Annotated in this window: 9 protein-coding genes; all 9 read left to right on the top strand. The window is 68.0% G+C overall.

All coding sequences use genetic code 11. The features are described from left to right. The first annotated feature begins 244 nt into the window (after positions 1 to 244). Genes aceE through DES41_RS14315 form a run of 9 tightly spaced genes read left to right on the top strand, consistent with a single transcriptional unit; the run spans position 245 to position 14,971 of the window. On the top strand, positions 245 to 2,917 hold the full coding sequence (gene aceE / locus DES41_RS14275; RefSeq protein WP_114468296.1) for a pyruvate dehydrogenase (acetyl-transferring), homodimeric type: 2,673 nt from the start codon (positions 245 to 247) through the stop codon (positions 2,915 to 2,917). 11 nt (positions 2,918 to 2,928) lie between these two features. Beyond that, positions 2,929 to 4,518, top strand: a complete 1,590-nt coding sequence (gene aceF / locus DES41_RS14280; protein ID WP_114468297.1) for a dihydrolipoyllysine-residue acetyltransferase — start codon at positions 2,929 to 2,931, stop codon at positions 4,516 to 4,518. A 9-nt stretch (positions 4,519 to 4,527) separates the two neighbouring features. After that, positions 4,528 to 6,279, top strand: coding sequence for a dihydrolipoyl dehydrogenase (gene lpdA / locus DES41_RS14285; RefSeq protein ID WP_114468298.1), 1,752 nt, complete (start codon positions 4,528 to 4,530; stop codon positions 6,277 to 6,279). 6 nt (positions 6,280 to 6,285) lie between these two features. Next, on the top strand, positions 6,286 to 7,092 hold the full coding sequence (locus tag DES41_RS14290; protein WP_114468299.1) for an alpha/beta fold hydrolase: 807 nt from the start codon (positions 6,286 to 6,288) through the stop codon (positions 7,090 to 7,092). A gap of 4 nt (positions 7,093 to 7,096) precedes the next feature. Continuing rightward, on the top strand, positions 7,097 to 9,397 hold the full coding sequence (locus DES41_RS14295) for an NADP-dependent malic enzyme (protein ID WP_114468300.1): 2,301 nt from the start codon (positions 7,097 to 7,099) through the stop codon (positions 9,395 to 9,397). Positions 9,398 to 9,417: 20 nt separating this feature from the next. Then, on the top strand, positions 9,418 to 10,761 hold the full coding sequence (locus tag DES41_RS14300) for a dicarboxylate/amino acid:cation symporter (protein ID WP_114468301.1): 1,344 nt from the start codon (positions 9,418 to 9,420) through the stop codon (positions 10,759 to 10,761). A gap of 15 nt (positions 10,762 to 10,776) precedes the next feature. Next, positions 10,777 to 12,111 carry an NAD(P)/FAD-dependent oxidoreductase gene (locus tag DES41_RS14305; protein ID WP_114468302.1) on the top strand — a complete coding sequence of 445 codons (1,335 nt, stop codon included), beginning with the start codon at positions 10,777 to 10,779 and terminating at the stop codon, positions 12,109 to 12,111. Positions 12,112 to 12,120: 9 nt separating this feature from the next. After that, entirely contained in the window at positions 12,121 to 13,740 is a 1,620-nt protein-coding gene (locus DES41_RS14310) for a PHA/PHB synthase family protein (RefSeq protein WP_114468303.1), read from the top strand. A 46-nt stretch (positions 13,741 to 13,786) separates the two neighbouring features. After that, on the top strand, positions 13,787 to 14,971 hold the full coding sequence (locus tag DES41_RS14315) for an acetyl-CoA C-acetyltransferase (RefSeq protein ID WP_114468304.1): 1,185 nt from the start codon (positions 13,787 to 13,789) through the stop codon (positions 14,969 to 14,971). Positions 14,972 to 14,973: the final 2 nt, after the last annotated feature.

Genomic DNA, 14,973 nt, shown 5'->3' on the forward strand with positions numbered 1-14,973 from the left:
AGCTTGCAGCGCGGCCACGGCCATAGGGGTTAGCCAGTAGCGGCTTGTCCGGCCGCCCGGATGGCTGGACCCCCCGTATGCCGGATCGTCGGTTCAGCCAATGCCGCACGCGGCAGAAAAATCAATCGAAACAATGACTTGATTGCTTGCAGACACGCACCAGCGTGTGGCATGCGCATTGCTGACTGGTCGTGCCGCCCGCGTCATCCGACGCCGGACGAAGCCCGCTACCAGGAGACACGCAATGAGCATGATGGATGACCCCGATCCCCTTGAAACCGGCGAATGGGTGGACGCACTCGGCGCCGTGCAGCAGCACCGCGGCCCGGAACGCGCCAACGACCTGCTGAACCGCCTGGTCGACATCGGCCGCCGCGATGGCCTGTACGTGCCCAAGTCGCTGAACACGGCCTACAAGAACACCATCCCGCCCGAACGGGAAGAGAAGACCACGGGCGACCGGGCCATCGAGCACCGCCTGCGTTCCATCATCCGCTGGAACGCCATGGCCATCATCCTGCGGGCCAACAAGGATTCGAGCGAACTCGGCGGCCACATCGCCAGCTTCCAGTCCGCGGCCACGCTGTACGACATCGGCTTCGGCCACTTCTGGCACGCCGCCACCGACACGCATGGCGGCGACCTGCTGTTCATCCAGGGCCACAGCTCGCCCGGCATCTACGCCCGCGCCTTCCTCGAAGGCCGGCTGACCGAGCAGCAACTGCTGAACTATCGGCAGGAGGCCGACGGCGACGGCATCCCCTCGTACCCGCACCCCTGGCTGATGCCGGACTTCTGGCAGTTCCCCACCGTCTCCATGGGCCTGGGCCCGCTGATGGCGATCTACCAGGCGCGCTTCCTCAAGTACCTGCACGGCCGCGGCCTGGCCGACACGGCGCCGCGCAAGGTCTGGGCCTTCATGGGCGACGGCGAGATGGACGAGCCCGAGTCGCTGGGCGCGATTTCGCTCGCGGGCCGCGAGAGCCTGGACAACCTGGTCTTCGTCATCAACTGCAACCTGCAGCGTCTGGACGGCCCGGTGCGCGGCAACGGCAAGATCGTGCAGGAGCTGGAGTCCGTGTTCCGCGGCGCCGGCTGGAACGTGATCAAGGTGCTGTGGGGCAGCGGCTGGGACAAGCTGCTGGCTGCCGACAAGAGCGGCAAGCTGCTGCAGCGCATGGAAGAGTGCGTGGACGGCGAGTACCAGGACTTCAAGAGCAAGAGCGGCGCCTACGTGCGCGAGCACTTCTTCGGCAAGTACGACGAGACGCGCGCACTCGTGGCCGACATGAGCGACGACGAGATCTGGGGCCTGACCCGCGGCGGGCACGATCCCGAGAAGGTGTTCGCCGCCTACGCCGCGGCCGTCAAGCACACCGGCCAGCCCACGCTGATCCTGCCCAAGACGGTGAAGGGCTACGGCATGGGCGAATCGGGCGAAGGCCAGATGATCGCGCACCAGGCCAAGAAGATGACGCAGGACGCGCTGCGCGGCTTCCGCGACCGCTTCCAGATCCCGGTGTCGGACGAGGACCTGCCCAACATCCCCTTCATCAAGCTGCCCGAAGACAGCCCGGAGATGCAGTACCTGCGCGCACGCCGCGAGGCGCTGGGCGGCTATTTGCCGCAGCGCCGGCAGAAATCCACTGCGCTGCAGATTCCGCCGCTGGCCACCTTCGAGCGCCTGCTCAAGGACACGGGCGAGCGCGAGATCTCCACCACCATGGCCTTCGTGCAGATGCTGGGCACGCTGGTGCGCGACAAGAACATCGGCAAGCACGTCGTGCCCATCGTGCCCGACGAGTCGCGCACCTTCGGCATGGAAGGCATGTTCCGCCAACTCGGCATCTGGTCGTCGCTCGGCCAGCTGTACAAGCCGCAGGACGCCGACCAGCTCATGTACTACCGCGAGTCCAAGGACGGGCAGGTGCTGCAGGAGGGCATCAACGAAGGCGGTGCCATGTCCAGCTGGATCGTGGCCGCCACCTCGTACAGCACGAACAACGTGCCGATGATCCCGTTCTACATCTACTACTCGATGTTCGGGCTGCAGCGCGTGGGGGATCTCGCCTGGCTGGCCGGCGACATCCGCGCAAGGGGCTTTCTGCTGGGCGGCACGGCCGGGCGCACCACGCTGAACGGCGAAGGCCTGCAGCACGAGGACGGGCACAGCCACATCCTGGCCGGCACGATTCCGAACTGCATCAGCTACGACCCGACCTTCGCGTATGAAGTGGTGACCATCGTGCGCGACGGCATGCGCCGCATGTACGAGGAGCAGGAGGACGTGTACTACTACATCACCCTCATGAACGAAAACTACCCGCACCCCGGCATGCCCGAGGGCAGCGAGACGGGGATCCTCAAGGGCCTGTACCAACTCAGCGATGGCGGCAAGGAGAAGAAGAAGGGCCTGCGGGTGCAGCTCATGGGCAGCGGCACCATCCTGCGCGAGGTGATGTTCGCGGCCGAACTGCTGAAGGCCGACTTCGGCATCGCCGCCGATGTGTGGAGCGCCACCAGCTACAACGAACTGCGCCGCGACGGCATGGCCACCGAGCGCTGGAACCGCCTGCACCCCACCGCCCCGCAGCGCAAGAGCTATGTGGAGCAATGCCTGGAAGGCCACGACGGCCCGGTCATCGCCGCCACCGACTACATGCGCAACTACGCAGACCAGGTGCGCGAGAACGTGCAGGCGGCCGGCCGGCGCTACACCGTGCTGGGCACCGACGGCTTCGGCCGCAGCGACTACCGCAAGAAGCTGCGCCGCTTCTTCGAGGTCGACCGCTGGCACGTGGTGGTGGCCGCGCTGAAGGCGCTGGCCGACGACGGGGTCATCAAGCCGGCGGTCGTGGCCGAGGCGATCACCCAATACGGGCTGGACGCCGAGCGCGCCGCCCCCTGGACCGTGTGAGGCAGATCAACATGAGCAACACCATCGACATCCAGGTGCCTGACATCGGCGACTTCACGGACATCCCGGTCATTGAGATCTTCGTGAAGGTCGGCGACACGGTGAAGGCCGAAGACCCGCTGATCTCGCTCGAGTCCGACAAGGCCACCATGGAGGTGCCCGCGCCGCAAGGCGGTGTGGTGGCCTCCATTGGCGTGAAGCTCGGCGACAAGGTCAGCCAGGGCAGCGTGATCATGACGTTCCAGGCCGAGGGCGCGGCCGCTGCACCCGCGGAAGCCGCCAAGCCCAGCGTGACGGCCCCGCCTTCCGCCACCAGCGCCCCCACCGGCGTGGCCGAGGTGCGCGTGCCCGACATCGGCGACTTCAAGGACATCCCGGTCATCGAGATCTTCGTGAAGGTCGGCGACACCGTGAAGGCCGAGCAGCCGATCATCTCGCTGGAGTCCGACAAGGCGACCATGGACATCCCCGCGCCGCTGTCGGGCGTGGTGCAGTCGATCGCGATCAAAGTCGGCGACAAGGTCAGCGAGGGCTCGGTGGTGCTGGTGTTGGCCACTGGCGATGCACCGGCTGCTGCAGCCGCACCCTCGCCTGCGCTGGCTGCCGCGCCCATGGCTGCGGCCCAGGTCGCTGCAGCCGCCAGCACGGGCATCGACGAGACTGCCTTCGCGCTGGCCTACGCCGGGCCAGCCGTGCGCAAGCTGGCGCGTGAACTGTCCGTGAACCTGGGCCACGTGAAGGGCACGGGCGAGCACGGCCGCATCGTGCGCGCTGACGTGGAAGCCTTCGCAAAGGGCGGCGGTGCGGCTGCTGCCCCCGCAGCCGCCAAGCCCGCCTCCGCCACCGCATCCGGTGGTGGTGGCGGCCTCGACCTGCTGGCCTGGCCCAAGGTCGACTTCGCCAAGTTCGGCCCCGTGGAGCGCAAGGAGCTCTCGCGCATCAAGAAGATCTCGGGCGCCAACCTGCACCGCAACTGGGTCGTCATCCCGCATGTGACCACGCACGACGAGGCCGACATCACCGACCTCGAGCAATTCCGCGTGCAGATGAACAAGGAGCTGGAGAAGTCCGGCGTCAAGATCAGCATGCTGCCCTTCATGATGAAGGCGGCGGTCTCGGCGCTGAAGAAGTTTCCCGAGTTCAACGCCAGCCTGGACGGTGACGCCCTGGTGCTCAAGAACTACTGGCACATCGGCTTCGCGGCCGACACGCCGAACGGGCTCATGGTCCCCGTCATCCGCGACTGCGACAAGAAGACCGTTCCGGAGATCGCCAAGGAGATGGGCGAGCTGGCCAAGCTGGCGCGCGACGGCAAGCTCAAGCCCGACCAGATGTCGGGCGGCACCTTCACCATCAGCTCGCTGGGCGGCATCGGCGGCATCTACTTCACGCCCATCATCAATGCGCCCGAGGTGGCCATCATGGGTGTCTGCAAGAGCTACTGGAAGCAGCACTCCAGCGATGGGAAGACGTATACGTCGCGGCTCACGCTGCCGCTGTCCTTGTCGTGGGACCACCGCGTGATCGACGGCGCCGCCGCCGCGCGCTTCAACGTGCATTTCGCGAATGTTCTCGCCGACTTGCGGCGTGTTCTCTTCTGAGGTAAGCCCATGGCACTAGTCGAAGTCAAGGTCCCCGACATCGGGGACTTCAAGGATGTGGCCGTCATCGAGCTGCTGGTGAAACCCGGCGAGGTCATCGCGGTCGACACCGGGTTGTTGATGGTGGAGTCGGACAAGGCGTCGATGGAGATTCCATCGAGCCATGCGGGCACCGTGAAGGAACTGAAGGTCAAGCTGGGCGACAAGGTCAGCGAAGGCACGGTGATCATGCTGGTCGAAGCGGCGGGGGCGGCCTCCCCTGCTCCCGCACCGGCACCGGCTGCGCAAGCACCGGCGCCCGCAGCGGCCACGCCAGCACCCCAGGCCGGCAGCTACGCCGGCAAGGCCGATGTCGAATGCGAAGTGCTCGTGCTCGGCGCCGGCCCCGGCGGCTACTCCGCCGCGTTCCGCAGCGCCGACCTCGGCATGAAGACTGTGCTGGTCGAACGCTACGCCACGCTGGGTGGCGTGTGCCTCAACGTGGGCTGCATCCCCTCCAAGGCGCTGCTGCACACGGCGGCCATGATGGACGAGGTCAAGAACCTCTCTCACCACGGCATCAAGTACGCGGCACCCGAGGTCGACATCGACGCGCTGCGCGGCTTCAAGGACGGCGTGATCAAGAAGCTCACCGGCGGCCTGGCCGGCATGGCCAAGGCGCGCAAGGTCGAGGTGGTGACGGGCGTGGGCAGCTTCCTCGACGCGCACCATGTCGAGGTGGTGGCCGAGGGCGGCGGCAAAAAGGTCGTCAAGTTCGCCAAGGCCATCATCGCGGCCGGTTCGCAGGCCGTGAAGCTGCCCTTCATGCCCGAGGACGAACGCGTGGTGGACTCCACCGGCGCGCTGCTGCTCAAGAGCATCCCCAAGCGCATGCTGGTGGTGGGCGGCGGCATCATCGGGCTGGAGATGGCGACCGTCTACTCCACGCTGGGCACGCGCATCGACGTGGTCGAGATGCTGGACGGGCTGATGCAGGGCGCGGACCGCGACCTCGTGAAGGTCTGGGAGAAGGTCAACGCGCCGCGCTTCGACCACGTGATGCTTAAGACCAAGACGGTGGGCGCCAAGGCGACGAAGGCCGGCATCGAGGTCAGCTTCGAGGGCGAGAAGGCGCCAAAAGAGCCGCAGCTTTACGACCTGGTGCTGGTCGCTGTGGGCCGCAGCCCCAACGGCAAGAAGATCGGCGCCGACAAGGCTGGCGTGGCCGTCACCGACCGTGGCTTCATCGACGTCGACAAGCAGATGCGCACCAACGTGCCGCACATCTTCGCCATCGGCGACGTGGTCGGCCAGCCCATGCTGGCGCACAAGGCCGTGCACGAGGCGCATGTCGCGGCCGAGGTGGCCAATGGCCAGCCGGCCTTCTTCGACGCGCGCCAGATCCCCTCGGTCGCCTACACCGACCCCGAGGTCGCCTGGGCCGGCAAGACCGAGGAGCAGTGCAAGGCCGAGGGCCTCAAGATCGGCAAGGCGGTGTTCCCCTGGGCGGCATCGGGCCGGGCCATTGCCAACGGCCGCGACGAGGGCTTCACCAAGCTGCTGTTCGACGAGGCCACGCACCGCATCGTCGGCGGCGGCATCGTCGGCACGCATGCAGGCGACCTGATCAGCGAGGTCTGCCTCGCCATCGAGATGGGCTGCGAGCCTGGCGACATCGGCAAGACCATCCACCCGCACCCCACCCTGGGCGAATCCATCGGCATGGCGGCCGAGGTGTTCGAAGGCCACTGCACCGACCTGCCGCCGCAGAAAAAGAAGTGACCCAAGATGCCGGTTGAACTCGCTTTCGAATCCCTGGGCGAAGGCCCGCCCGTGGTGATTCTGCACGGCCTGTTCGGCGCGGGGCGCAACTGGACGCAGATGGCACAGGCGCTGGCCACGGACCACCGCGTGATCCTGCCGGACGCGCGCAACCACGGCGCCTCGCCCTGGTCCGAGAGCATGTCCTACCCCGACATGGCGCAGGACGTGGCGGCGCTGATCGAACGCGAGGGGCTGCAGCAGCCTGTGGTGATCGGCCACAGCATGGGCGGCAAGACCGCGATGGCCCTCGCGCTGGCGCAGCCGCAGGCCATCGGCGGCATGGCCGTCATCGACATCGCGCCGCAGCCTTACGCCGACCAGTTCGGCACCTATGTAGCGGCCATGCGCAGCCTGGATGTGGCCGCCGCCACCAGCCGGCGCGAACTGCAGCAGGCGCTGGCCACGAAGCTGGGGCCGACCGCACCCGTCGACTTCCTGCTGCAGAACCTGCGCCGCCACGGCGAGCGCTTCGACTGGCGCATCAACCTCATGGCCACCAGCATGTGCATGGGCGATCTCTGCGGGTTCCCGCAGGCGCTGCCGCCGTGCTGCTACGACGGCCCGGCGCTGTTCGTGCACGGCGCCGATTCCGACTACGTGCCGCCCGACGCGGTGCCGGGCATTCGGGCGCTGTTCCCGCAGGCCGAGCTGCTGTCCATCCCTGACGCCGGCCACTGGGTGCATGCCGACCAGCCGGCCGCTCTGCTGGCCGTGCTGCAGGACTGGCTGCGCCGCGTCGGATCCATCGCCACCACAACACACAAGAGATAACACCATGTCCGACGACAACTTGCCATCGCTCCCATCACTACGGGAGGCCGCGCTGGATTACCACCGCTACCCCACGCCCGGCAAGATCTCGGTCAACCCGACCAAGCCCATGGCCACGCAGCGCGACCTGGCGCTGGCCTACTCACCCGGCGTGGCCGACGCCTGCATGGAGATCGTGCGCGACCCGGCCGAGGCCATGAACCTCACCTCGCGCGCCAACCTGGTGGCCGTCATCACCAACGGCACGGCCGTGCTGGGCCTCGGCAACATCGGCCCGCTGGCCGGCAAGCCGGTCATGGAAGGCAAGGGCTGTTTGTTCAAGAAGTTCGCCGGCATCGACGTGTTCGACATCGAGCTGGACGAGAACGACCCCGATGCGCTGATCGACACCATCGCGCGCATGGAGCCCACCTTCGGCGGCATCAACCTCGAAGACATCAAGGCGCCCGAGTGCTTCTACATCGAGAAGAAGCTGCGCGAGCGCATGAAGATTCCGGTGTTCCACGACGACCAGCACGGCACGGCCATCGTCGCCGCAGCTGCCATGCTCAATGCGCTGCGCCACGTGAAGAAGGACCTGGCCGACGTGAAGCTCGTGGCCTCGGGCGCCGGCGCCGCGGCACTGGCCTGCCTGGACCTGATCGTGAGCCTGGGCCTGCCCATGCGCAACATCTTCGTCTCCGACAGCCTGGGTGTGGTGTACGCGGGCCGCAAGGAGCAGATGGACCCGAACAAGGCGCGCTACGCGCAAGACACCTCGGCCCGCAAGCTGGCCGACATCATCGGCGGCGCCGACATCTTCCTGGGCCTGTCGGCCGGCGGCGTGCTCAAGCCCGAGATGGTGAAGGCCATGGCGCGCGACCCGATCATCCTGGCGATGGCGAACCCCACGCCGGAGATCCTGCCGGAAGACGCGCTGGCCGTGCGGCCCGACGCCATCCTGGGCACCGGCCGGTCGGACTACCCGAACCAGGTGAACAACGTGCTGTGCTTCCCGTTCATCTTCCGAGGTGCACTGGACGTGGGCGCCACGACCATCAACGAAGAGATGAAACTGGCCGCCGTGCGCGCCATCGCCGACCTCACGCACGCCGAGATCCCCGAGGTCGTGGCCCGCGCCTACGGTGCCGTGGGCCTGCGCTTCGGCCGCGACTACCTGATCCCCAAGCCCTTCGACCCGCGCCTGATCGAAGCCGTGGCACCCGCCGTGGCCCAGGCCGCGATGGACAGCGGCGTCGCCTCGCGGCCGATCGCCGACATGCGGGCCTACCGCCAGCGGCTGAGCCAGTTCGTGCACCAGACCGGCAGCAGCATGCAGCCGCTGTTCGCTGCCGCAAAGACCGCGTCCAAGCACGTGGTCTATGCCGAAGGCGAGGACGAGCGGGTGCTGCGCGCGGCGCAGGTGGTGGTCGACGAGGGCCTGGCCCGGCCGCTGCTGCTGGGCCGGCCCACCGTGATCGCCGAACGCATCGCGCAGTTCGGCCTGCGCCTGGCGCTGGGCACCGACTGCGAAGCCATCGATCCACAGGACCAGGCGGTGCATGGCGACGCCGCCGTGACCTACTACGAACTCAAGCGGCGCGAGGGCATCTCGCGCGAGGTGGCGCAGGCGGACATGCGCAGCCGCAGCACCCTTCTGGCCGCCATGCTGGTGCGCCAGGGCAAGGCCGACGCCATGCTCTGCGGCACGCTGGGCAGCTACGGCGAGCACCTGCGCCACGTGCGCGACGTGATCGGCCTCAAGCCCGGCAGCAAGACCATGGCCGCCATGCAGATGCTGATGCTGCCAGGACGGCAACTGTTCATCTGCGACACGCACGTGAACCGCGACCCCGACGCCGCACAGGTCGCCGAAATCGCCCTGCTGGCCGCCGAGGTGGTGCGCCGCTTCGGCATCACACCCAGCGTGGCGCTGCTCTCGCACTCCAGCTTCGGCGGCTCGGACGCCCCATCGGCCGTCAAGATGCGCGAGGCGCTGGCGCTGATCCAGGCGGCCGACCCGCAGCTGGCGGTGGAAGGCGAGATGCGCGGCGACGCGGCGCTGTCCAAGACCATCCTCGACCACGAATTCCCTGACTCGGCGCTGGTGACCGAGGCCAACCTGCTGGTCATGCCCAACGTGGACGCGGCCAACATTTCCTACAACCTGCTGCGCATCGCGGCCGGCGGGGGCATCACCGTCGGCGGCATCCTGCTGGGAGCAGACCGCGCGGTGCACATCCTCACGCCCTCTTCCACCGTGCGCCGCATCGTCAACATGACAGCGCTGGCCGTGGTCGATGCCGGCGCGCAGCGCGCCGCCTGAACAACACCAAGGAGACACCCGTGGACCACCAACCCGTTGCGCAACCGTTCTACAAGAGCCTGTACTTCCAGGTCATCACCGCCATCGTGATCGGCGTGCTGCTGGGGCACTTCTGGCCCGAGACCGGCGCCGCCATGAAACCGCTGGGCGACGGCTTCATCAAGCTGATCAAGATGATCATCGCGCCCATCATCTTCTGCACCGTCGTCGTCGGCATCGCCGGCATGGAGGACATGAAGAAGGTCGGCAAGACCGGCGGGCTGGCGCTGCTCTACTTCGAGGTCGTCAGCTCCATCGCGCTGGTGGTCGGCCTGGTCATCATCAACATCGTCAAGCCCGGGGCGGGCATGAACGTGGACGTGAGCCAGCTCGACGCCAACTCGGTGGCGGCCTACACCAAGCCCGGCCAGATGCAGGGCACGGTGGACTTCATCCTGCACGTGATCCCCAACACCGTGGTCGACGCGTTCGCCAAGGGCGAGATCCTGCAAGTGCTGCTGTTCGCCGTGATGTTCGGCTTCGCGCTGCACAAGTTCGGCGGGCGCGGCACGCTGGTGTTCGACTTCATCGAGAAGTTCTCGCACGTGCTGTTCGTGATCGTCGGCTACATCATGAAGGTCGCGCCCATCGGCGCCTTCGGCGCCATGGCCTTCACCATCGGCAAGTACGGTGTCAGCTCGCTGCTGCAGCTGGGCCAGCTGATGGCCACGTTCTACCTCACCTGCCTGCTGTTCATCTTCGTGGTGCTGGGGAGCATCGCGCGCTTCCATGGCTTCTCGATCTGGAAGTTCATCAAGTACATCAAGGAAGAACTGCTGATCGTGCTGGGCACCTCGTCCAGCGAATCGGTGCTGCCGCGCATGATGGCCAAGCTGGAGAACCTGGGCGCGCGCAAGTCGGTGGTCGGGTTGGTGGTGCCCACCGGCTACTCGTTCAACCTGGATGGCACGAGCATCTACCTGACCATGGCCGCGGTGTTCATCGCCCAGGCCACCAACACGCCGCTGGACATCACGCACCAGATCACGCTGCTGCTGGTGCTGCTGCTCACGAGCAAGGGCGCCGCCGGCGTCACCGGCTCGGGCTTCATCGTGCTGGCGGCCACGCTGTCGGCGGTCGGCCATGTGCCGGTGGCCGGGCTGGCGCTGATCCTGGGCATCGACCGCTTCATGTCCGAAGCACGCGCGCTGACCAACCTGATCGGCAACGGCGTGGCCACGGTGGTGGTGGCCAAGTGGACCAACGACCTGGACACGGAGCGCATGACGCGCATCCTCAACAACGAGACGCCTGCGCTGACCGACGCCCCCGAAGCCGTGCTCGACAAGGTGGAGCACCACATGCCCGCGGCCCCGGCACGCTGAGCGCAAGCCACCGCCATGAACAGCCCCCAGGACAAGCACCGCGTCGTCATCGTCGGCGGCGGCGCCGGCGGTCTGGAGTTGGCCACCCGGCTGGGCGACACGCTCGGCAAGCGCGGCCGGGCCGAGATCGTGCTCATCGACAAGAACCGCACCCATGTGTGGAAGCCCAAGCTGCACGAGATCGCCTCGGGCAGCATGGACATGAGCGCGCACGAGGTCGACTACCTGGCCCAGGCGCACTGGCATGGCTTCCGCTTCCGCGTGGGCGAGCTGACCGGCATCGACCGCGACAAGCGCGAGGTGCAGGTCGCGCCCTACCTGGACGACGAGGGCCGGCTGGTCACGCCCGCGCGCAGCTTCGGCTACGACACGCTGGTGCTGGCCATCGGCAGCCTGTCGAACGACTTCGGCACGCCCGGCGTGCGCGAGCACGCGATGCGGCTCGAATCCAAGGCCGACGCCCAGCGCTTCCATGCGCGCATGGTCAACGCCTGCATCCGCGCGCACGCGCAGACCACGCCGCTGCTGCCCCAGCAGCTGCACGTGGCCATCATCGGCGCCGGCGCCACCGGCGTGGAGCTGGCGGCCGAGCTGCACCGCACCACGCGGGAGGTGATTGCCTACGGGCTGGACCGGGTCGACGCCGAGAAGGACATCCAGGTCAGCGTGATCGAGGCCGCCGACCGCGTGCTGCCCGCCCTGCCCGCCCGCATCTCGGCCGCCACCGAGAAGCTGCTGCGCGAACTGGGCGTGGACGTGCACACCAACGCCAAGGTGGCCGAGGTGGTGCCCGATGGCGTGCGCCTGGCGGATGGCCGCGTGCTGCCGGCCGAACTGGTGGTGTGGGCGGCCGGCGTGAAAGCGGCCGACCTGCTGCAAGGCATCGCCGGCCTGGAGACCAACCGCAGCAACCAGCTGGCCGTGCTGCCCACGCTGCAGACCACGCGCGACGAGAACGTCTTCGCCATCGGCGACTGCGCGCAATGCGCCTGGCCCGAGGCCAATGGCGGCAAAGGCGGCTTCGTGCCGCCGCGCGCGCAGGCCGCGCACCAGCAAGCATCCCACATGGCGGCGCAGATCAGGCGGCGCATGGCCGGCCAGCCCCTGAAGCCCTACCGCTACCGCGACTTCGGCTCGCTGGTGTCGCTGGGCGAGTTCAGCACGGTGGGCAACATGATGGGCGGCCTCATTGGTGGAAGCCTGATGGTGGAAGGCTGGTTCGCGCGCATCATGTACCAGTCGCTCTACAAGATGCACGAGCTGGCCCTGCATGGCACCACCAAGGTGGCGCTGGACACGCTGGCCCGCCTCATCACCCGCCGCACCGAACCGCACGTCAAGCTGCATTGAGGCCAACCCATGACCGACCCCAAGAACCCTCCCTCCGCCAACCCGTGGTGGACCGCAACGCCAGCCGGCCAGGCCTGGCAGCAAGGCCTGGAGCAGATGCAGGCCTTCTGGTCTGCCAGCCTCAAGCCGCTGGCGCCGGCCGCCGGTGCCGCGGCCAAGCCCGCAGCCGACCGCCGCTTTGCCGCCGAGCCCTGGCAGCGCGACCCGCGCTTCGCCCAGCTCTCGCAGGGCTACCTGCAGTTCTCCACGCTGATGCGCAACGCGCTGCAGGCCGCACCGCTGGACGCACGCAGCAAGAGGCAATGGGACTTCGCGCTGCGCCAGGTGCTGGACGCCATGAGCCCGGCGAACTCCCTGGCCACCAATCCCGAGGCACTGCAGGCCGCGCTGGACAGCGGTGGCGCCAGCCTGGTCGAGGGCGCGCGCCTGCTGATGGCCGACATCGCCAAGGGCCGCGTCTCCATGTCGGACGACCAGGCCTTCGAAGTCGGCGAGAACGTGGCGACCAGCCCCGGCAGCGTGGTGTTCGAGAACGAACTCATGCAGCTCGTGCAGTACGCGCCCAGCACGGCCAGGGTGCACAAGCGCCCGCTCGTGATCGTGCCGCCCTGCATCAACAAGTTCTACATCCTCGACCTGCAGCCCGACAACTCGCTGGTGGCCTCTGCGGTCGCGCAGGGCCACACCGTGTTCCTGGTGTCCTGGCGCAACGTCGACGCCGCGCAGGGCCACCTCGGCTGGGACGACTACGTGGAGGACGGTGTTTTGCAGGCCATCGCCGTCGCGCGCGAGATCGGCGGCGCCGACCAGGTCAACACGCTGGGCTTTTGCATCGGCGGCACCTTGCTGGGCAGCGCGCTGGCCGTGGCCGCCGCGCGCGGCGAGGCGCCGGCCGCCAGCGTCACGCTGCTCACCACCATGCTCGACTTCTCCGAGACCGGCGAGCTGGGCTTGATGGTGGACGAGGCCATGGTGGCCAAGCGCGAGGCCAGCATCGGCCGCGGCGGCCTCATGAAGGGCCGCGAGCTGGCCACCGTGTTCGCGGCGCTGCGCGCCAACGACCTGATCTGGCCCTACGTGGTGAACGGCTACCTCAAGGGCAAGGCGCCACCGGCCTTCGACCTCCTGTACTGGAACGGTGACGACACCAACCTGCCCGGCCCCATGTACTGCTGGTACCTGCGCAACACCTACCTCGAGAACAGGCTGCGCGAGCCCGGCGGCACGGTGCAGTGCGGCGTGCCGGTGGACCTGTCGGCCATCACGGCGCCGGCCTTCGTCTACGCCTCGCGCGAAGACCACATCGTGCCCTGGCAGACCGCCTACGCCGGCACGCAACTGCTGGGCGGCGAGGTGCGCTTCGTGCTGGGCGCCAGCGGCCACATCGCCGGTGTGATCAACCCGCCAGAGAAGAAGAAGCGCAACCACTGGGTGGGCGGCCTCACCGAAGACGCTGGCGCCTGGCTGGACCAGGCCGAGAGCGTCGACGGCAGCTGGTGGCCGGCCTGGAGCGGCTGGCTGGCCACGCACGGCGGCGCCAAGGTGGCCGCGCGCCGCACCCCGGGCAACGCCGCCTACCCCGCCATCGAGCCCGCCCCCGGGCGCTACGTCAAGACCCAGGCCGCCTGAGGCCGCCCCCTTCCATTTCCGTTTCACAACCCCAAGGAGACTCCCCATGTCAGAAGACATCGTCATCGTCGCCGCCGCCCGCACAGCCGTCGGCAAATTCGGCGGCAGCCTGGCCAAGATCCCGGCACCCGAGCTGGGCGCAGCGGTGCTCAAGGAACTGCTGGTGCGCGCCAAGCTCAGCCCCGAACAGATCAACGAAGTGATCCTGGGCCAGGTGCTGGCCGCCGGCTCGGGCCAGAACCCGGCCCGCCAGGCTGTCATCAAGGGCGGCCTGGCGCAGGCCACGCCCGGCCTGACGATCAATGCCGTGTGTGGCTCGGGCCTCAAGGCCGTGATGCTGGCCGCCCAGGCCGTGGCCTATGGCGATTCCGAGATCGTCATCGCCGGTGGCCAGGAGAACATGAGCGCCGCCCCGCACGTGCTGCTGGGCTCGCGCGACGGCCAGCGCATGGGCGACTGGAAGATGACCGATTCCATGATCACCGACGGCCTGTGGGACGTCTACAACCAGTACCACATGGGCATCACGGCCGAGAACGTGGCCAAGAAGTACAGCATCAGCCGCGAGGCGCAGGACGCACTCGCGCTGGGCAGCCAGCAGAAGGCTGCCGCCGCCCAGGAAGCCGGCCGGTTCAAGGACGAGATCGTCCCCTTCACGATCCCGCAGAAGAAGGGCGACCCCATCGTCTTCGCCAACGACGAGTTCATCAACAAGAAGACCAGCGCCGAAGCCCTGGCCGGCCTGCGCCCCGCCTTCGACAAGGCCGGCGGCGTCACGGCCGGCAATGCCTCCGGCATCAACGACGGCGCCGCCGGCGTGGTCGTCATGACGGACAAGAAAGCCGCCGCCCTGGGCCTGACCCCGCTGGGCCGCATCGCCAGCTTCGCCACCGTGGGCCTGGACCCGGCCATCATGGGCATGGGCCCGGTGCCGGCGGCGCGCAAGGCGCTGGAGCGCGCCGGCTGGAAGCCGGGCGACCTGGACCTGTTGGAGATCAACGAAGCCTTCGCGGCCCAGGCCTGCGCCGTCAACAACGAGATGGGCTGGGACACCAGCAAGGTCAACGTGAACGGCGGCGCGATTGCCATCGGCCACCCGATCGGTGCGTCCGGCTGCCGCATCCTGGTCACGCTGCTGCACGAGATGGCACGGCGCGACGCCAAGAAGGGCATCGCCTCGCTGTGCATCGGCGGCGGCATGGGCGTGGCGTTGACGATCGAACGCGCGTAATT

The organism is Pseudorhodoferax soli (genome assembly GCF_003337555.1).
Taxonomy (GTDB): Bacteria; Pseudomonadota; Gammaproteobacteria; order Burkholderiales; family Burkholderiaceae_C; genus Pseudorhodoferax; species Pseudorhodoferax soli.